Consider the following 21,242-nt stretch of genomic DNA (forward strand, 5'->3'; position numbering starts at 1 on the left):
ATTACTTAAAACTTTCTGCAAGTGATTCAAAAATTTTAGTAAAGGTTTGAATTGACTCATTTAAATATGTGTCATTTGGTGCATATACAATCTTTTTATTTTTAACAGCATTAGTGTTGGCTAGTGCCTCAGATTCTTCTATAACATCCTTAGCAGGTTTATTTTCTTTATCTGCCATTGACGCATCCCTATCTAAAACTAAAAGATAATCTGGATTAGATTCTGCTATAGCCTCAACTGAAACATCATCTCCCTTATGATCTGATGATGAATCTTTCACTTCTAAAGCAGGTTTAAAGTTAAAGATATCATAAAGTGGTCCCCATACTCTTCCTGAATGAGGAGCAGCAAATCCTATCTCCCCTCCACTTACAACAAGACTCATTACAGATTGATCCTTATAATTATCTTTAACATCTTTAATAGACTTATCTAATTTCTTAATTAATTCATTGGCTTCATCTTCTTTTCCAAATATTTTTCCCAAACCTTCTGTGGATTCTTTTAAGCCATTTATTAAATTTTCTCCAGAATTTCCTTCTTTTGCTGATACATCATAAGAATAGTCTATAATTGTTGCTTCTGGAAGTAATTCCTTTATTTGATCATAGTATTGAGCAAATCTTTGACCGACTATTACTAAATCAGGTTTTACAGCAGCTAATACCTCAAGGTTAGGTTCTCTATGGTTTCCAATGTTTTCTACCTTATCATCCTTAACATAGGAACTATCAGATTTCATAACATCCTTTGGTACAGCCTTTAGTTCAACCGACCAAGATTCAAGTGTCTCAAAAGTTCTATTATCTAAAGAAACTACTGATTTTGGATTTTTCTTAACTTCTACTTCTCCATGAATATCCTTAATTTTTACAGTATCATTTTCTTTATCTTTATTTGAATTATCATTTGAAATTACATTAGATTCTTTTACATTATCACTTGATTTTTCATTGCTTACTAAATCAGTATTTTTATTACTTGCTACATCTGCACCCTGACCTTGTCCACAAGCAGTTAATACAAAGGCAAGTATTGATATTGCTATAATATTTTTTATTTTCATATTCTACCATCCTATTATTATTTTTAATATTATCACGCGCGATCAATATTGAAAGTAATTATCATTACAAATAAGATTTTAACATATGATTTAAAATAAAACAAGTTAAAATATTAAAATTATTCTAATGTTAATATTATTTTAATATTTACTTTATTTTTTAATCCTAAATATTTATATAATATTATGATTTAAAAAACTTGCTGTTTTATTTATAGCAAGTTTTTTAAATTATCTATCTTTTTTAACAATTTTACAAAGTCTTTCATTTCATTAGAGTTTAAATTATTGAAAGAATCTTCTATAATCTTTTGGTTTCTTGGAAAAATTTCATTAATTAATTCATATCCTTTTTTTGTCAACGAAAGAATCTCTCTTCTCTTATCTTTCTTATCCTTGTATGAAAAGATATAGTCTTTTTTCTTTAAATTTCTAACAATAATTGGCATAGTGCCAGATGTAGATAAAATCTTCTTTTTAACTTCTCCAATACACATATCACCTTTGCTATAAAGAGCTTCCATAACCGCAAACTGAGGAAGACTTAAGTCATATTCTCTCATAAGCTTACTAGATCTTTTATCTATTGAGTTTTTTAATCTGGAAATTCCAATAAAGGCTCTTAATTCATAATTCATAATATCTCCTATAATATATATTATATCTAGTTAGATGTAATTTTGAAATTAAAAACTTCCAAGAAAATCTTGGAAGTCTCTTACTATACATAAAATAGAGGTAATTTTTCTAAATATACAATATCATCTCTTTTGCTAGCATCACCTTCAGCAAGTATTGAAAGCTTTTTGACTATCTTACCTCCTGCCTTTGTAACTAAATTAGACAAAGCCTCAAGTGACTTACCTGTTGATATTACATCATCAACTAAAGCCACCCTTTTTCCTTTGATTTTATCTAAATCTTCTTTATCTAGGTATAATTTCTGAATATTCTTAGTAGTTATAGAATCTACATCAACGTCTATAGTTTCATTCATGTAAGCTTTTTTAGATTTTCTAGCTACAATAAAATCTTTCATTCCAAGATTTTTTGCTATTTCATGAGCAAGAGTTATACCCTTAGCCTCGGCTGTAACAATAATATCACACGAAAGATTCTTACTCAATTCATAAGCCGCCTTAGTAGCAAGCTCACAATCTCCAAGAAGCACGAAAGATGCTATCTTAAGATTATCAGATATTTGAATTATAGGTAGTCTTCTTTTAAGTCCACACACTTCTAAGTTATAATATTCCATCTTATCTCCTATAAAATTATAAATTTAAGAATAGTTCCTGCCAACAGTCCCATAAAAGGATCACTCGCAGCTGTGGTTGCCATTGCAATACCTGCTACAAGTATTGTATCACCACCTGCTGCAAAAGCAAGATTTGCATTTGTTGGTACGGTCACTAATGCTCCTAAAACAAACAAAAAACCATGAATAGACTCACCTGGAACATACTTTCCAAGTTTTGGTAAAAGTCCCATAAACATAATTACACCTAAAATCACCATCATCAAAACACCACTATTTACAGGATTATCACTTGCGCCTGTTGCAGAAATTATTGCCTCTACTGGTGCACCACCAAAAAGTGATGATACAGAATCTGCAAGACCTGAATAAATTGTTAAATGATCAATATTTGCTTGAAAGCTTCCTAGAGATGCAGTTATATTTCCAAAGGCAATATTAGCTCCTATTGTAAGACATGCCAATGATAAGGCACCCCTTAAAATATCTTTGTTCATTATAGGTTTTTTTATGGATAATTTTCTCTCTTCTTTTTTTAAATTTTTACCTATTTCCATTTTCTTTACATTTGCATAAATAGATGAAATTGTTACTGATACTATAATTGTATAAACCAAATCCCTATTTGAAATAAAATAAGTAAATAAGGCTGTTAATATTGATATTAAACTTACCATCTTAGTTTCAAGCTTAAGCCCATCTACAGCAATTTTTGCAAGTATAAGTCCAACCCCTGCCATCATACCGTTAAGTACATATTCACCTGCAAGATTTACAATAAAATTTAAACTTCCTGTGATACCTAAAATGGACATTATAATTCCTGCCCAAAATACAACAGAAAGCCTTTCTCTTATATCCTTTCCATAAGAGCCTGCCAAGGCAATAGTCTCAGCCTGCATGGATATAGGTATAGGAGATTGTAATAAAAGACAAGCAATTACTCCAATTGCAAATCCAAGAGATGTAGGAAATGCAGCAAAACCAACAGATAGGCCCAAGAGTGCTTGTGGTATACCATTTATCACAACACCTATAGCAGCCAATAAATCATTAAATGTCATAATTCCTCCAATAATTTTAAATTGTCAATGAATTTATTATACCTTATTATTTTAAATTTCTATAAAAAAAAGAGACTTTTACAATTTTTTTGTAAAAGTCTCTTGCCTTATATTTTTTCTACTTCTTTATAATCATAATCCTTGGTATCAACTGTGATTTTTTTTATTTTTACATCTTCAAGAGGTTTATCATTCATATCTGTCTTAACTTCTGCTATTTGATCTATTACTTCAATACCTTGAATAACTTTTCCAAAGGTAGCATATTCACCATCTAAGTGAGGAGATTTTTTATGCATTATAAAAAATTGGCTTCCAGCAGAATCTGGCATGAAAGATCTTGCCATCGATAAAACTCCTTTATCATGTTTTAGATTATTCTCATATCCATTGTGGGAGAATTCCCCCTTAATTGAATAACCAGGTCCTCCCATACCACTTCCCTCAGGATCTCCACCTTGAATCATAAAATCCTTTATCACTCTGTGAAAAATAAGACCATCATAGAAACCAGATTTTACTAAAGAAATAAAATTATTAACTGTATTTTCTGCAACTTCTGGAAAAAGTTCTGCACTAAAGCTTTTACCATCTTCCATTTCAAATTTTACTATTGGATTTTCCATATATCCCCCTATTTTTTATTCTTAGTTCTTTCTTTTCTATCTAAGTCAATATCCCTCTTATCACTTGACATAGTAGATCTAGAAACATGGATGCTTGACATATCAAAAGAGTCATCAAAATCCATCATTTTATCATTATACTCTTTTTTCTTTCTTTTTTGTTCTAGATATTCTTCTATCTTTGAAATATCAAATCCCTTAACTAAATTATTGATATCAATTTTCTTTTCATAGGAATAATTATTTTTAACTTTTATATTTTCTTTTTTTGTATTTATCTTTATATAAATGGAATCATCTATGTATTTTAGATTATATCCATTATTTTTCTTGATTTTTTCAAACTTATTTGTAAATAGCTTTATTAGATCATTAGGATAGTTTCCATCTCTTATTATCTCTAATTCAGATTTTATTTTCTTTAAGATTTTTTTACTATTTTCTTTATATTCATTACTTAGATCCTTCTCTAAATATTTATTTAAGTTTTTAAAATCATCCTCATCTATATCATCATAATCAAAATGGCTTATAGCATAAGCATCAATTGCGTTTTTGGAATTTTGATCAAGCTCAACCCAATCACTCGGCTTGTCATTATTTATTATCCATGAATACTTAGTGTCTATTTCTATACTCTCACCTTCAAGCTCTTTTGAAATCCTAAGTCCACTATATTCTCCTGACTTATAATCAATAAGTAAGTCTACAGATGTCTTCTTATCCTTAAATATAGTACTAATTTGATTTTTATCGGTAATTTCTTTTATTTTGTTTTTTACTTCTAAAACCTTGTTCATAAATCCCCCTTTATATTTGCTTTTTAATAAATCTACCCTTAATGAGAGTTTAATTTGTAAAATTAATTTTACTTTCTATTTGAAGCATACATTAAAGAAAGAGCTGAAAAGAAAAGTGAAGAGCCTCTTGAATATGAAAGATATCTCTCATCCCATTTTGTAGCATACTTATCTTTATATGATTTTAACCCCTCAAAGGAATAAAAAAAGTCACCAAATTTAAATATCAAATAAACGAGTTTTTCTTGTAAAAAAGAATGTCTCATAACACCAACATTGTATAAGGGTGCCATTCCTAAGTCAAAGTATTCTATATCATTTTGCTTACAATAGTTAAAAATATTTATAAATAAAAAGTCCATAAGCCCATCAGGATTTGCATCCTTCTTATAGCGCATTAAATCAACAGTCATCCAATTTTCAATATTTCCATAAGGAAGATTAGCAAACGCTATAATGTTTCTATCTCTATCATAAACTACGGCTATATCTGATTCATTAAGGTAAGTTCTATCAAAAAAGCCTAAAGAAAATCCCTTTTCTTTTTTACCATCAAGCCATGAATCTGAAATCTTCTTTAGTTGTTGAAGGAATTTTCCCTTATGTGGCTTTTCATAGATTTCAAATACATACCCTTCTCTATTTAGCTTATTTATAGACTTCCTTAAATTCTTGTTCTTCTTGCCATCTAAATTAAAGCTACTTAGATCAACTCTAGCACATTCACCAAATTTCATAAAATTAAATCCATATTCATGAAGCTTTAAAGTGATTTCTTTACTTACCTCATAAAAGACGATATTATAGCCATAATCATCTGCTTCATTAATAAAGGAATCTAATAGGTTAAAAAAGAAAGTTTTATCCCCAATGGGATCTCCCATTACTATTAATTTGTCTGAAACTCTCCTAAATTGAAGGCATGCTAAGTCTTCATCATCTTTCTTGTACCAATATAGATATTTATCATTTAAGAAGGCTAAAAAGGCTTCTTTTGATCCACCTTTATTTTCACAAAGACTTACAAATCTATCTCTATCAAAGTCCTCACCTATAATAATTTTTTTACCTTGAAGATATTTTATTATAATAAACACAACAAAATAAATTAATGAGATACTTACTACTATAGAAATAAAATTATACTCAAAATGTACTACCACAAAGTCACTATTTTTAGCTATGTAAGCATCAATTATGGAGCCTGACTTTAGTATGCCTCCAACATAGATTATAAGCATAGTATTGGTTAGGATAAAATCAACAAGTCTATCTTCATTTGCATAGAGGAATTGTTTTGTATACATACCTTTTCTTGTAAATATCCAAATAATAAGCATTAATAATATATAGACCATAGTAGATATGCTATAGCCTGTAAGATAGGTATAGATTAGGACTAAGGATAATACTATAGGATTTAGAATATTTGATTTTTTTTGCCTTGATATATAGGCCCTTGCCATAATTATAAAAATAAAACCAAATAGAATTGATGGAAACTGGTAAATTGCAGATGCTTTTATAGGATTTAATCTTGCAATAATTCCTGACCCATAGGCCTTACTTGGAAGAGTTGCAGCAAGAATCATAAAAAGACCAAACACATACATCAAAACCGAATTTACTATAATAAGGATATTTCTTGTAAGTCGTCTTATAAATTTTTCATCTTTTATATTAAATACTTTACTTAAATTTTTAATAAAAAATCCAGATGCTATTAAAAATGGAAGTAGGTAATAAAATATCCTATAAAGTAGAATCCATGTGAAAGCCAGCTCCTCATCTATTCCTTGACTTGATAATGCTAGAAGAATTACCAAATCAAATGACCCAATAGAACCTGGAATCATAGAAATATATCCAATAATATTTGCAATTACTACAAGTATAGCAAGTTTAAATATATTAAATTTAACCCCCATTAAAAGTCCTATAACTACAAAGGAACTCATTACACCAAACCATTCAGAAATCGAGATCAAAAATAGACTAATTTGACTTGACTTACTAAATTCAATCTTTTTTAAAATTGAAAGACCCAGTACAAATAGTAAGTATAAACTTGCTCCTATAAGAAGAATATAATAATTTTCTAATTTTTCATTAGGATGAAAATGTAAAGAAATTAAAGACAAAAGTGAGAAAAACCCCAATCCAGTAGGAAGAAAGACTAAAAGCTTCATAATTTTTCCAATCATTTCAGATGAATTTCTTCCCTTGCCATAGTAGGTCTTTCTTAAACCTATTGAAATGAGCCCTCCAAGACCTAGTACATCATTAAAATTATTAATTGTAAAAGCAGTTTCTCCTATATATCTTTTATCTAAATCACTATTTATCTCCTTATTAAAAACAAAGTCATATAAAACTTGGGGAAGGTTGGCACAAATACCGTAAATTGCCATAAAAATTAGTGATATGAAGGACTGTTTTCTAAAAATATTATTTACTTCATCAAAACTTAATTCCTTAGAGATTTTTCTAAATTCTAAAACTATTAGTATTAGCACAGATATAAAAAATATATTTTTAAATACCTTTTTTAATGTCTTAAATTTTTCATTCATAATTACTCCTTAATACCTAAAATTTTAGAATATACTTTTAATATTCTTTAGAAATTTATTTACATATATTATAAATATCATTTTTTTATAAATTTATTTAGGTATTTACTATTTTATCATTATTAACTTATTTAAATTTATGTACTTTAAAAAATCCCAGGCTAAGGCCTGGGATAAATCAAAATATTAATTCTTATTTAATTAAGCTATAACTTTTGTTACAACTCCTGAAGCAACTGTTCTTCCACCTTCTCTTACTGCGAATCTTAGTCCTTCTTCAAGAGCTATTGGTTTTTGTAATGTGATTTTGAATGTTGCATTATCTCCTGGCATTACCATTTCTGTTCCTTCTTCTAATTGGATGTCTCCTGTTACGTCTGTTGTTCTAAAGAAGAATTGTGGTCTATAGCCTGAGAAGAATGGTGTATGACGTCCACCTTCTTCTTTGGTTAGTACGTATACTTGGCCTTCAAATTCTGTGTGTGGGTGTACTGAACCTGGTGCTGCTATTACTTGCCCTCTTTGGATTTCGTTTCTTTGAACTCCTCTTAGTAGTAACGCACAGTTATCTCCTGATTCTGTTACTTCTAGTGATTTGTGGAACATTTCTATTCCTGTTACTACTACTTCTCTTGTTTTGTCAGTTAATCCTACAATTTCTACTGTTGAGCCTAGTTTTAGGGTTCCTCTTTCTACTCTTCCTGTTGCTACTGTTCCACGTCCTGAGATTGTCATTACGTCTTCTACTGGCATTAGGAATGGTTGGTCATTGTCTCTTTCTGGTATGTCAAAGTATTCATCTACTTGTTCCATTAAGTTTAGGATTTTATCTGACCATGGTCCTTCTCCACCTTCTTGGATTGCTTTTAATGCTGATCCTACTACTACTGGTGCTCCATCTCCGTCGAAGTCGTATTCGTTTAGTAAATCTCTTACTTCCATTTCTACTAGTTCGATTAATTCTGGATCATCTACTTGGTCTTCTTTGTTTAAGAATACTGCGATTTTTGGTACTCCAACTTGTCTTGCTAGTAGAATGTGTTCTCTTGTTTGTGGCATTGGACCGTCTGCTGCTGATACTACTATGATTGCTCCGTCCATTTGGGCTGCTCCTGTTATCATGTTTTTAACGTAGTCAGCGTGGCCTGGTGCGTCAATGTGTGCATAGTGTCTGTTTGGTGTTTCATATTCTACTACAGATGTGTTGATTGTGATTCCTCTTTCTCTCTCTTCTGGAGCTTTATCGATTTTATCATAATCAATTGATTCACCTGTTCCGTATTTTTTATTTAATACTAATGTGATTGCTGCTGTTGTTGTTGTTTTACCATGGTCAACGTGTCCTATTGTACCAATATTAATATGTGGTTTACTTCTTTCAAATGTTTCTTTACTCATTTCATCCTCCTGTTTGTTTTATTTATTTAATACTTCTTCTTTTACACTTTCAGGTACTTGTGCATAGTGGTCAAATGTCATTGAATATGTTGCCCTACCTTGAGTTTTACTTCTTAAGTCTGTTGCATATCCAAACATTTCTGAAAGTGGAATGAATGCATTTAGCACATGGATTCCATCTTTAGGATTCATTCCATCAATCTTACCTCTTCTTGATGAAACATCTCCCATTACATCTCCTAGGTATTCATCAGGTGTTGTAATTTCTACTTTTTCCATTGGTTCAAGTAATATTGGTTTAGCCTTAGCTACTGCATTTTTAAGAGCCATAGAACCTGCTACGTGGAAAGCTACTTCTGATGAGTCTACTTCGTGGTATGAACCATCAAATACTTCTACATGCATATCAACCATTGGATATCCACCAAGTATACCTTGAGTAGCTGCTTCCCTAACACCTTCTTCAACTGGTTTAATATATTCTTTAGGAATTGCTCCTCCAACAATTTTGGATTCAAATGTAATTCCTGAGCCTTCTTCGCCAGGCATAATTCTAAGAACAACGTCACCATATTGACCAGAACCACCAGATTGTCTTACAAATTTACCTTGTGCTTCTGCAGGAGCTGTTATAGATTCTCTATATGCTACTTGTGGATTACCTATATTTGCTTCTACTTTAAATTCACGAAGCAGTCTATCTACGATAATTTCAAGGTGTAATTCTCCCATTCCTGAAATTATTGTTTGTCCTGTTTCTTCATCTGTCTTAGTAACAAATGTTGGATCTTCTTCAGCAAGTTTTTGAAGTCCTAAAGCCATCTTATCTTGTGAAGCTCTTGTTTTTGGTTCAATGGCTACCGAGATAACTGGGTCTGGAAATTCCATATTTTCAAGAATGATTGGATCATCTTGAACACATAAAGAATCTCCTGTTGTTGTATTTTTAAGTCCTAGAAGAGCTACAATATCTCCACAATAACCTGTTTCGATTTCCTCTTGTTTGTTAGAGTGCATTTGTAGTATTCTTCCAACTCTTTCTCTTTTACCCTTTGTTGCATTATAGATGTATGAACCTGATTCTATAACTCCTGAATAGATTCTTACATAAATTAACTTACCTACATATGGATCAGTTACTACTTTAAATGCTAAAGCAGAAAGAGGCTCTTCATCTCCAGGGTGTCTTTCAATAACTTTTTCTTCATCTTTTGGATCTGTACCTTGGACATCTGGAATATCAAGTGGACTTGGCATGTAATCAACTATTGCATCAAGTAGTGCTTGAACACCCTTATTTTTGTATGCGGATCCACATAGACATGGGAATATTTTCTTTTCGATTGTTCCCTTTCTTATAGCAGCTTTCATTTCATCTTCAGTTACTTCTTCACCTTCTAGATATTTCATCATGATTGTATCATCAATTTCTGACAATTCTTCTAAAAGATTAGATCTGTACTCTTCTGCTTTTTCTTTCAAATTATCTGGGATTTCGCCTTTGATTGGGTGTGCTCCTAAATCTTCTGTATTGTATGTTACAGATTCCATTGTTACTAGGTCAACTACACCTTCAAATTCAGATTCTGCTCCTATAGGTATTTCTATAGGTACAGCATTTGCTTTTAACTTTTCTTTGATAGTATCTACAGACATGAAAAAGTCAGCACCTGTGGCATCCATCTTATTTATAAAACAAAATCTTGGAATATCATATTTATCAGCTTGTCTCCAAACTGTTTCTGATTGTGGTTCTACACCACTTTTGGCATCAAATAAGGCAACAGCACCATCTAGTACCCTTAGAGATCTTTCAACCTCTACAGTAAAGTCAACGTGACCTGGTGTATCTATGATGTTAATTCTGTGATTATTCCAGTAACATGTTGTAGCAGCAGATCCTATTGTGATTCCTCTTTCCTTTTCTTGCTCCATGGAATCCATTACTGCTGTACCATCGTGAGTATCACCTATTTTATATATCTTACCAGTATAAAATAACATTCTTTCTGTTACTGTTGTTTTACCAGCATCGATATGAGCCATGATACCTATATTTCTGGTTTCTTTTAATGAGACATCTCTTGCCATCGATCCCCCTAATATCTATAGTGTGCGAAAGCTTTATTAGCTTCTGCAGCTCTGTGCATTTCTTCTTTACGTTTAACACTTGCACCAGCATTATTTGATGCGTCTAAGATTTCTTTAGATAATCTTTCAACCATAGTTTTTTCACCACGAGCTCTTGAGAAATTAACTAACCATCTTAAGCCTAAAGTTTGTCTTCTTTCTGGTCTAACTTCCATAGGAACTTGATAGTTTGCACCACCAATTCTTCTTGCTTTAACTTCAAGTGTTGGCATAACATTCTCTAAAGCTTGGTAGAATACTTCTAATGGATCATTTCCAGAAGTTTCTCCAACTATATCGAAAGCATCGTAAACTATTTTTGTAGCAACACCTTTTTTACCGTCAAGCATAACGTTGTTGATAAGTTTTGTTACAACTCTATCGTTATACTTAGCATCTGGCATTACCTCTCTTTTTGGTATATGTCCTTTTCTTGACACTTTGCTTCCCTCCTTTACCAATTTAGTAATATCTTTAGTACTCGACCCTAAGGCCTTAAACGACCTTAAAGCCGTTTGTGTGCACATATACTTTATTTTAAGCTTAGTACATTATGCACTACATCTAAATACTAATTATTCGCCTTTTTTAGCTCCGTATTTAGATCTACCTTGTTTTCTTCCTTCTACTCCTGCTGTATCAAGAGTACCTCTTATAATATGGTATCTAACACCTGGAAGGTCTTTTACTCTTCCTCCTCTTATAAGTACAACTGAGTGTTCTTGAAGGTTGTGTCCAATTCCTGGTATATAAGAAAGAACTTCTGCTCCATTTGTAAGTCTAACTCTGGCAACTTTTCTTAAAGCTGAGTTAGGCTTTTTAGGTGTTACTGTTCTTACTGAAGTACAAACTCCACGTTTTTGTGGTGATTGAACCTTAGTTTGTCTTCTTTTAAGTGTATTGAAGTTGTAACCTAAAGCTGGTGTAGCTGACTTTTCTTTAATTGTCTTTCTACCTTTTCTAACAAGTTGGTTAATTGTAGGCATAATGCACCTCCTTTTCTTTTAAATTTTTTAATGATAATTAATAGGACTGACCTTATGCCAATCCTTATTAATTTTACTATCTAATGTCTCTAATGTCAAATATTTGAAACACTTTAATAAAATATTTCTTTTTATTTATTTTACAAAACTTAATAATTGATTTTTGAATGTCTATAAATTATTAAAAAAATCTTAATCATAGCTATTTATAAAGGTATTTACTAAGATATAGTCCATATAATTATTTATAAAGAAAGAGTCATATTTTTCTAATTTATCAAATATTTTACTTTATGAAGTATTTTTTTTACTTTTATAATTGATATATTTAAGAACTAAAAAATCTATAATAACATAATATTGACTTACTGGAGATATGGATGTGTTTTTTTCATACCTATAGACCTCATGAGATATAAAGTTTAAATTTACATCAGATATCTTTGAAAGTTTATTATTAGAAAGCTTTGTAATTGATACAACAAAGACTTTTTTCTTAATATTATTTAAAAAGTTTATAACTAGCTTATTATCTCCTGAAAAAGATAAGGCAAATATAATATCTTTTTCTTTTATATTCTCATTAATTAAGGCTATATCTCTTCTTGCATCAATGATAATTATAATTTTTCCTATATTAAGAAAATTTCTTTTAAGCTCTTGGGCAAGATTCCTTTGGATAAAGCCTGAATAAATTACATATATGTTTTCAGCCTTGTCTAGATTTTCAAATAAAAAGTCGAGATTTCTATTTTTAATCATATTCATACTTATTAAAATGTCATTATAGGTAAACTCTATTTCGTTTTCATCAAAATCTACAATTTTCCCATCTTCCCACTTTATTAGATACTTAAGTTCTGAGTAACCATCAAGTCCTAATTTTTTAGCTAAATTTACTATAGAGCTTGTTGAAAATTTTGTATTTTTAGAAAAGTCTTTTAAGTTCTTTTCTACAAAATCATCCTTATTTTGAGTTATATAAGAAAATAGTTCTATATCTTTACTATCTAAATTTTCATAAGATTCTTTTACTAAATCACTAACTTTCATTACTTATCCTAAATTCTCTATATTTTTTAAAAAAATCTTCTATCTTCCCTAAATTTTTTGTTATTAGATTTAAACTCTTATCATGAATTTTTTCTAAATTTATAAAATAATCACAAAGAAATGCATTCTTAATTCCATCGCTTATAAGAATCTTTAGACAATCTATATTTGATATTATTGACAAAAGCTCTAGAGCATACTGATCTTTTGATAAATCTATTACAAATATTGTCGAATTTTCTAATAATTTCTTATTAAAGGTTGATAGTTCATCCCTTCCCTGATAACTCTCTGAAAATTGACCAAAATCTTTTAAATATAGTTTAATGGAAGAACACAAAACTTCTTCATATTGTCCATTGCCGTATATAAAGATATTGTTAGTATTAATAAGTTTTTCAAAAATTTCACTTAAGTCTTCTTTAATTTTACTTTCATCTATGCTTTCAGCATTTCTATCCTTATTGATATAAAATTTAAGTTCACTATATCCATTAAATCCTAGTTTTTTAGAAAATCTTAGTACACTTGTCCTTGATGTAAAGCATAGTTTTGCCAAATCATTAATAGATTGGTCTAAAACCCCTCTATTATTTAATATAAACTCTGCAATCGTTAGGTCAGTTTGACTTAGCTTTTTTTTATTTTTACTTATCAATTTTTCTATTGTCATGGAACCTCCAAAAAAATCCTAGTAACATTATACTGCTACTAGGATTTTTATTTCCTATATTATTCTAATTTTCAAAAAATTTAATTATTTTAACTCTGGCCAATAATCTTTATTAGCATTGATTAAGTCATCTAAAATAAGCTTTGCAACTTTTGCACTTGGAACTGTCTTTGAAAGTGTAAGTGCTTGCCATAATTTTTGGTAAGATCCTTCAATCCAAGCTTCTACTGCAAGTTTTTCCACAGATACTTGCTCTTCCATCATACCTTTTTGAAATTGTGGAATTTTTCCTTGGCAAATTTTCTTATATCCAGTTTTATCAACAATACATGGAACTTCTACCATAGCTGTCGGATCAAAATTTGAAATTGCCCCATCATTTGGAACTATTAGCAAGAATACTTCTTTTGTATTTTCAGCTAATGCTATAGCTAAGTCTACTATATATGATGCGTGAGCGTCTATTTCAAAGTCTATACCTTCTGCTGTTCCTCTTTCGGTAATAGTATTACATAGACCAAATACTTCTTTTTCTCTACCTTCTTTAACTTCATCTACCCTGGTGTGCTTGATATCTGTATGCTCCATTACGAAGTCTGGATATAGGTAGTATTTTAGGTAAGTATTTGGAATTGTTTCTGGATCTAGGGCATATACATCTTTTGCCTTTGTAAATGTTTCAACCCATGATTCATCTAGATGTTGAGCTGTTCCTATTCCATCTGCAAAACCATTTTTAGAAACATGTTCTTTAATTTGTGGCATTAAGTCATTTCCTTCTTGATCTCTTATATCTGTAAACCAACCAAAGTGGTTAAGTCCATAGTATGAAAAGTCGAGATCTTTCCAGTGGCTTAATCCAACCATATCTGCCATCTTATACATTAAGTCAATTGGCATGTCACATATATTTATAATCTTTGAGTCAGGTCTTAATCTTCTTGTTGCTTCTGCAACTATAGCTGCAGGATTTGAATAATTAAGCATCCAAGCATCTGGTGAGTATTTTTCCATATAATCAAGGATTTCTATAACCCCGCCTATTGATCTAAGACCGTAAGCTATTCCACCTGGCCCACAAGTTTCTTGCCCTATAACACCATATTTTGGAGGAATTTTCTCATCTTTTGATCTCATTTCATACTTACCAACCCTTATTTGAGCCATAACAAAATCAATATCAGTAAAGGCTTCTTCAGGGTCTAGGGTGTGGATAAATTCAATATCCGGATGTCTTTCCCTCATGAATATATCAAAGGCATTACCAATTTTATCCTGTCTTTCTTTATCGTTATCATAAAGCTTAATAGCTCTTATTGGAAACCTATCAAGGTTGTCCATAAGCATTAGAATCATTCCCGGTGTAAATGTAGATCCACCACCTGCAATAGTTATAGCATATTTTTTCATTTTTCTCTCCTTAATTTTCTTCTAGTATTTTTCCAAATTCATCTGCCACATATTGAATATTTGTCCCAACTATAACATGGACTGATTTGCCATTTCTACTTGTTCCGTAAGTTCCTATTTCCTTAAAATAATCATTTTCCATTATTTTTTCTGGATCATTGACATTTACCCTTAGTCTTGTAACGCAATTTGTAAAATCTTTAATATTTTCTGCCCCACCAAGTCCTATTAGGATTTCATCAGCCATTACTTGAAATTCGTTAGCTTGAGACTTTTTATTTGTATTCTTTTCTCTATAGTCTTTTTTATTATAAAGTTTTATATCAGATTTAACTTCCCTACCTGGAGTTTTAAAATCAAACTTCTCAATTAAGAATTTAAATACTAAATACCAAACTCCAATAGCTACTATTCCTATTATTAACATCTTAACATAAGCTGGCCAATGGTTAGCCATAAGTGGTATCCAGTTAAGCGACGCCATTTCTATGGCACCTCCCGAGAATATTCCTATAACTCCAAAGAAGTACATTATTGTTGATAGACATGCAGCTAAGATAGCATGAACTATAAATAATGGTGGAGCTATAAATAAGAATGTATACTCAATAGGTTCTGTAACACCACACATAACAGCTGATATTGTAACCGGTATTAAAAGTCCTGCTACTTTCTTTTTATTTTCAGGTTTAGCTGTCTTATAAAAGGCAAGTGCTATACCAACACAGCCAAATAACTTTGACCATCCTGTTGAAGTGAAGGCTGCAAATGGTGCAAGTTCTATAAGTGGTTTAGAACTTGCTGCTATTTCTGGCAAAGCTTTTGCCCACGCGGCATATATACCACCAGATACCAATACTGAATCATAATAAATTGGTGCATAAAGTAAGTGGTGGAGTCCAAATGGTATAAGTAATCTTTCGAGTAAGATAAATATCCAAACACCTAGTCCACCTGCATTTGTTACAAATCCTTGGAATGATGTAATAATCATTTGAATCTTAGGCCAAATAAAACACGCAAGGACTGCCACTGGAATCATTACTATAAAACCAAGTCCTACTACAAAAGCAGAACCTCTAAAAACACCTAACCATTCAGGAAGCCTTGTGTCAAAATATCTGTTATGTAGAAAAATTGCTAATCCTGAAATTAGTAAGGCTCCCATCATACCCATATCTAAAGTTTTAATATTAGCAACACTTGCAAGCCCCGTATCAGCTCCAGCTTCTAATGAATAATCTACACCAAAAACACTCCCCCAAGTTCCAAGTATTGAAGCTACATAATAATTGAAAATTAAGTATATAACTAACGATTCCATACATGCTCTTGCATTTTGTTTGCTAGCAAGTCCAATAGGTAACGAAACCGCAAATAATAGCGGCAATTGGTTAAATACTGTCCAACCACCATTTAGAATCATATCCCAAAAACCACGCCAAAATGTACCCTCAGCTGCGATAGATCCTAATATTTGTTCATTTGTAAACAATATTCCAAATCCAATAAGTACTGCAGATACTGCAAATAACATTACTGGGGTAAACATCGCTCCTCCAAACTTTTGAATCTTTTCCATCATTTTTATCACCCTCCTTAGGTAAACGATATCTATATATTGATATGATATTATTATTTTTAGTGATTGTCAATAGATATTGAAATTTCGGGATATTTTGTTATTTTATAAATATATTTTTAAAATGTGAATATTCTCCTTTAATATTTTCACAGATCAAGTACAATCATGAAAACAATTTTAATGAATTAACTTCTATAACTACAAAAAATAAATTTTGAAATAAAGAATTTGAGGTAAGTATGACTTTATATAAATTATTAATCTTGGATTTGAAAGAAAAAAAGAAAAAAATTGAATATATAGATAAGCAAGTAAGTGATTTTTATATGGGAGGTATTTCTCTTTGTCTTTATTGGATAAATAAAAATAAGCAAGTAAAAGATTTTTGGGCTATTTTTACATCTGCTCTTATTAACTATAAGAATCCAATTAGTAAATATATAATTTGTAAAGGAAAAAATTCTAAAATCAAATCATATGCTAGCATAGGAGGAGATTTTTCATATTTTTTAAAAAGTAACTCCTATGACGCATTGATTCTACTAAATAAGGCAGATAAAATATATGACTTATATATAGATGGTACAGATATAAAATTTAATAAAATATCTAATGATAACAGTAATAATGATACTTTCACCTACCTTAAAAATACATATGGCAATGATACATCTTCTATTTATATAACTTCTTCTACAAAAAGAGGAGATAAATTGTCAAGGCTAATTGTTGATAAGTATCGTGGATGCTCTAGAAATCTATCAAATTTTCTATATGAAAAAAATCTAAGATCAATTATAATAAGAAAAAATAAACTTAAATCCATCTACTTAAATTTATATAAAAAATCTTCAAGTCCTTGTGAAGGCTGTCTTATATCATGTAAGTCAAGGAGTAAAAAAGAAGAATCTAGTAACCTATTTTCTAAAAAAGATTCTTATCTAAAAGGCGATTTGAATAAATTAAAAGAAATAAAAGAAAGACTTAACCAATATGGTATAGATATTTTCGGCTTATCTAAAAGCATAGAATTCTCGTTTAATCATCTAAATCACATCTACAATTTCAAGGATTTAAGTCTTAATAGCTTAGATAATATCGTAAAAAAAGTAACATCAGATAGAAGAGATAAATTATATGCTGACCTTTCTAATGGTAGGGAGTTTTTAAAAGATAAATATGGTATAAAAACACTGGAAAAAATGAAAAAAACAGACAATTACTCATATAATAAAAAGATAATTGATTCTATTTGCATTTGTTTATTTGCAGTAAACATAAATGACATAGAAGATATAGTGGAAACAATAAATATAGTTTCTATGAAAAACTTTAAAAAAGATAATATTTATTCTTTAATAGCTGAAATAAAAAAAATGAATGCTTACTATAAAATATAGCTAGCATCCACTTGTACTTAACTAATTAATATTGTGTCAAGTTTGATTTTTATCTTATATAAGTTTTAAATTGATATACAAAATATTTTAACTCCCATTATAGACCTTTATATTATTATAGAGCCACTTTTATCAGTATTGTATCCTCCAAGTTTTTCCATAGTATCCTTGAATTTTTTTGATTTAAGGATTTCAATAATGTCCTTAATTGAATTAAGTTTCAAATTTTTTTCCTTTACTATAAATTGATATTCTTCATCCTTTAAGTAAATAAAGTCAATGTCCATTTTTATGGCAGCCGACTCAACTCCAATAGAAAAGTCACAGTCCCTATTTTTTACAGCAAGAGCTGCTGAAAGATGGGTTGTTACTTCATTGTCATAGCCCTTTATTTTATATTTATCTATATTTTTCTTATCCAATAAATAATCAAATAAAAGTCTTGTTCCAGCTCCCCTTTGCCTATTTATCATGGTCTTATCAAGCAAATCTTCTATAGTTTTTATACCTAAAGGATTTCCCTTTTCTACATATATACCTTGCCTTCGACCAACCACATTTATTTTTCCTACCTTTTCATTTTTAAAAAATAACTTTATAGCATCATTATTATAAGTACCATTCTTATCTAAAAGATGGCTAGGAGCTATTAATGAATCCCCTTCACTTAAGGCCTTAAAACCTGAAAGTGATCCAACATGAGAAGATGATAATCTTGTATTTTTATTTTCTATAGCAAGTAAATCATTTATCACATCCAAAACTATATCATGTGAGCCTATTGACACTATCCTATTTTCTAAAACGTTTTTTGGAATAGGTCTATGAAGACTTACATTTACAACATCTCCCCTATTATAACCCTCAATATTTCTATCTATAATTACATATCCATCAGATTCTGATAGGGAATATAGGCTTCCTGCTTTTCTATCTAGAGGTGTTGCTATGAGCTTTCCATCGACTATCCCAATCTTTATCCTTATATATTCCCTATTTTTAAGAGATGATATAATTGGCCTAGTAAGCTTAGCCTTTAATATTAGCTTATCTTCTATATTTACTCTCATTTTTTTAAGTATTGTAGAAATCACAATTTTATCAAAGATTATATGAGCTGATACTGGATAACCAGGTAATCCTACAAAAGGTGTTTCTCCTATTTTCCCCAATATTGCAGGCTTTCCTGGTTTTATTGATAATCCATGGGCATAAACTTCACCCATTTCTTCCAAAACTTCTCTTGCATAGTCTTTACTTCCTGCAGAAGTTCCTGCAATAAGTGTTATAAAATCACATTCATTTAAGGCTTTTTCTAAGACTGTTTTTATATCATCTTTATTATCTTTTACTATTGGATAAAGCAATGTATCAATTCCATTTTCCCTTGCCATGCTTATAAGCATGGCAGAGTTTGACTCTATAATTTTACCAATTTTTAGCTCATCTTCTTCTCCAATTATTTCATTTCCAGATGGAATAATAGCTAGTTTAACTTTTTTTAATACTTCAACTTCAGTTATTCCACTTGCTATAAGAACAGAAAGATCTACCGATGAAAACTTATGAAATGATGTAAATAAGAGATCTTTTTCCACAACATCTTCCCCTTGTATTCTTATATTCTCCCAAGGATTTACTGCTTTCATTATAGTAATTCCATCTTTTTCAATTTTTACATCCTCAATCATTATCACTGCATCATAACCTTTTACTAGGGCAGAACCTGTATTACAAAATATAAAATCTTCATTTTTTAAAAATAATGGTTTATTTTCTCTAGCATATTTGGTCATCTCACTTTTTACCATTACTCCATCCATAGCAGATGAATGATAAGCAGGAGATGAATATTTTGCATAAATTGCATTTCGACTTACTCTTCCAAATGCATCTTTTGAACTTATAGTTTCAGATTCTAGTTTATAAAAAAATTTTAATATATTTTCTTGGAAAATCTTTAAAGCTTTTTCTAATTCCTGAGTATCTAAATATATATTTCTCATTTAATAAGGCTTACCCACACATATTCATTTTCCCTAAGTCCTTCACTGTATTCATCAATTAAAATATATCCCCTTACTTTCTTTAGTAAGGAAATATTATTTGAAAATCCAAATATCGGTATGGCGATAAGCTCATCCTCCCTTCTTTCTATGTCTACTAATTGAATCAAGGTTTTGGCAGATTTAGCATGAATATTTCTAACCAATCTGCATTTAATTTTAAGACTATCTTCTATATTATAATATCTGTTGTAGGCCTTTTGAAATACACATTTAAAAACTGTATAAGCACTTATTGGATTTCCAGGTAAACCTAGAATTATCGTTTTATTATTTAAGCTAAGACTTGTTGGTTTTCCTGGTTTTATAGAAATACCATGATATATTAGACCAGGTTCTAAATCTTTTGCTATAAATGGTATAAAATCTTTTTTTCCCTTTGACGATGATCCAGATACTATTATTAAATCAATATCTTCTAAAAGCTCTTTTCTAATAATCTCTTTATCATCTTTTAAATGTTTCATAGAAACTACATTTATGCCCATAGAATTTAGCAATGAGTAAAGCATATAAGAGTTTATATCCCTAGTCTTTGCTGGATAGAGTTCAGATGATACTGGAAGAATCTCATCTCCAGTTGATATTATTTTGCAATTTATCTTATCATATACCTCAATCTTATCATAGCCTAAGCTTGCAGCCATTGCTATAGTTTTTGGATCTATAATTTTGCCACTTCTCTGATAAAGATCTCCCTTACTAGAATCTTCTCCTATATCTATAACATTATCCATAAAGACTATGGGCTTATTGATAGAAATTAAATCATTAGAAAATTTTTCTGTAAATTCTATTGGTATTACTGAATCTGCCCCTTCAGGAAGCATTCCTCCAGTATAGATTTTTGAAGCTTCTCCATTTTCTATCCTACACTTGGGTTCAGATCCCATTTCTATCTCTTCAACAATTCTTAAGATTGTTGGTATAGTATCGCTAGCTCCTTGGCTATCCTTATATTTTATTGCATATCCATCCATAGTTGATTTTCTAAAACTAGGCAAATCATCTCTAGATACTAAGTCACTAGCTAGTATATAGCCTAAAGAATTTTTTGTTTCAAGTAAAATCTTTTTCTTTAATGGAATTTCTTCCATAACTTTTACTTGAAGGTTAATAGCTTCATTTATTGTTTTTACATCTAATAAATCCAT

18 protein-coding genes are annotated in these 21,242 nt (G+C 30.2%); 1 reads left to right on the plus strand and 17 read right to left on the minus strand.

Translation table 11 applies throughout. The features are described 5' to 3' along the window. Position 1 precedes the first annotated feature (1 nt). The 15 genes from HV819_RS05235 to HV819_RS05305 form a co-directional block, all read right to left on the minus strand. Positions 2–1,066, minus strand: coding sequence for a siderophore ABC transporter substrate-binding protein (locus HV819_RS05235; RefSeq protein WP_154541227.1), 1,065 nt, complete (start codon positions 1,064–1,066; stop codon positions 2–4). A 212-nt stretch (positions 1,067–1,278) separates the two neighbouring features. After that, positions 1,279–1,704 carry a MarR family winged helix-turn-helix transcriptional regulator gene (locus tag HV819_RS05240; protein ID WP_154541229.1) on the minus strand — a complete coding sequence of 142 codons (426 nt, stop codon included), beginning with the start codon at positions 1,702–1,704 and terminating at the stop codon, positions 1,279–1,281. A gap of 83 nt (positions 1,705–1,787) precedes the next feature. Then, positions 1,788–2,324, minus strand: coding sequence for a phosphoribosyltransferase family protein (locus HV819_RS05245; RefSeq protein WP_154541230.1), 537 nt, complete (start codon positions 2,322–2,324; stop codon positions 1,788–1,790). 8 nt (positions 2,325–2,332) lie between these two features. After that, on the minus strand, positions 2,333–3,388 hold the full coding sequence (locus HV819_RS05250) for an NCS2 family permease (protein WP_154541231.1): 1,056 nt from the start codon (positions 3,386–3,388) through the stop codon (positions 2,333–2,335). Positions 3,389–3,495: 107 nt separating this feature from the next. Then, the gene (locus tag HV819_RS05255; protein WP_154541233.1) at positions 3,496–4,014 is read right to left on the minus strand and encodes a peptidylprolyl isomerase; all 519 of its coding nucleotides are present in this window, start codon (positions 4,012–4,014) and stop codon (positions 3,496–3,498) included. Between the two features lie 8 nt (positions 4,015–4,022). Next, a complete protein-coding gene (locus HV819_RS05260; protein WP_154541235.1) occupies positions 4,023–4,814 on the minus strand; it encodes a hypothetical protein in 792 nt (263 codons plus the stop codon). Between the two features lie 68 nt (positions 4,815–4,882). Continuing rightward, positions 4,883–7,387, minus strand: coding sequence for a bifunctional lysylphosphatidylglycerol flippase/synthetase MprF (gene mprF / locus HV819_RS05265; RefSeq protein ID WP_176269671.1), 2,505 nt, complete (start codon positions 7,385–7,387; stop codon positions 4,883–4,885). Between the two features lie 201 nt (positions 7,388–7,588). Then, complete coding sequence (gene tuf / locus HV819_RS05270) at positions 7,589–8,785, minus strand: elongation factor Tu (RefSeq protein ID WP_154541239.1); 1,197 nt, start codon at positions 8,783–8,785, stop codon at positions 7,589–7,591. An 18-nt stretch (positions 8,786–8,803) separates the two neighbouring features. Next, positions 8,804–10,876 carry an elongation factor G gene (gene fusA / locus HV819_RS05275; RefSeq protein ID WP_154541241.1) on the minus strand — a complete coding sequence of 691 codons (2,073 nt, stop codon included), beginning with the start codon at positions 10,874–10,876 and terminating at the stop codon, positions 8,804–8,806. An 8-nt stretch (positions 10,877–10,884) separates the two neighbouring features. Beyond that, positions 10,885–11,355 (minus strand): 30S ribosomal protein S7, encoded by a 471-nt coding sequence (gene rpsG / locus HV819_RS05280; protein WP_176269672.1) that lies wholly within the window; start codon positions 11,353–11,355, stop codon positions 10,885–10,887. 135 nt (positions 11,356–11,490) lie between these two features. Then, positions 11,491–11,901, minus strand: coding sequence for a 30S ribosomal protein S12 (rpsL, locus tag HV819_RS05285; protein ID WP_154541245.1), 411 nt, complete (start codon positions 11,899–11,901; stop codon positions 11,491–11,493). A gap of 291 nt (positions 11,902–12,192) precedes the next feature. Beyond that, on the minus strand, positions 12,193–12,954 hold the full coding sequence (locus tag HV819_RS05290; protein WP_154541247.1) for a MurR/RpiR family transcriptional regulator: 762 nt from the start codon (positions 12,952–12,954) through the stop codon (positions 12,193–12,195). Beyond that, complete coding sequence (locus HV819_RS05295) at positions 12,944–13,627, minus strand: MurR/RpiR family transcriptional regulator (RefSeq protein WP_154541249.1); 684 nt, start codon at positions 13,625–13,627, stop codon at positions 12,944–12,946. The genes HV819_RS05290 and HV819_RS05295 overlap by 11 nt, the downstream gene beginning before the upstream one ends. 84 nt (positions 13,628–13,711) lie before the next feature. Beyond that, a complete protein-coding gene (locus HV819_RS05300) occupies positions 13,712–15,037 on the minus strand; it encodes a 6-phospho-alpha-glucosidase (RefSeq protein ID WP_154541251.1) in 1,326 nt (441 codons plus the stop codon). 10 nt (positions 15,038–15,047) lie between these two features. After that, a complete protein-coding gene (locus HV819_RS05305) occupies positions 15,048–16,622 on the minus strand; it encodes an alpha-glucoside-specific PTS transporter subunit IIBC (protein ID WP_154541252.1) in 1,575 nt (524 codons plus the stop codon). A 239-nt stretch (positions 16,623–16,861) separates the two neighbouring features. Here HV819_RS05305 and HV819_RS05310 point away from each other — a divergent pair, with 239 nt between their 5' ends. Next, positions 16,862–18,022 carry an aldehyde ferredoxin oxidoreductase N-terminal domain-containing protein gene (locus HV819_RS05310; protein WP_176269673.1) on the plus strand — a complete coding sequence of 387 codons (1,161 nt, stop codon included), beginning with the start codon at positions 16,862–16,864 and terminating at the stop codon, positions 18,020–18,022. Between the two features lie 107 nt (positions 18,023–18,129). Here the strand turns inward: HV819_RS05310 and HV819_RS05315 are convergent, their stop codons facing one another. Both HV819_RS05315 and HV819_RS05320 read right to left on the minus strand, forming a co-directional pair. After that, entirely contained in the window at positions 18,130–20,028 is a 1,899-nt protein-coding gene (locus HV819_RS05315) for a molybdopterin biosynthesis protein (RefSeq protein ID WP_176269674.1), read from the minus strand. After that, positions 20,025–21,242, minus strand: coding sequence for a molybdopterin molybdotransferase MoeA (locus tag HV819_RS05320; protein WP_176269675.1), 1,218 nt, complete (start codon positions 21,240–21,242; stop codon positions 20,025–20,027). Before HV819_RS05320 ends, HV819_RS05315 begins: the two co-directional genes overlap by 4 nt.

The sequence above is a fragment of the Anaerococcus faecalis genome, assembly GCF_013371425.1.
Taxonomy (GTDB): domain Bacteria; phylum Bacillota; class Clostridia; order Tissierellales; family Peptoniphilaceae; genus Anaerococcus; species Anaerococcus porci.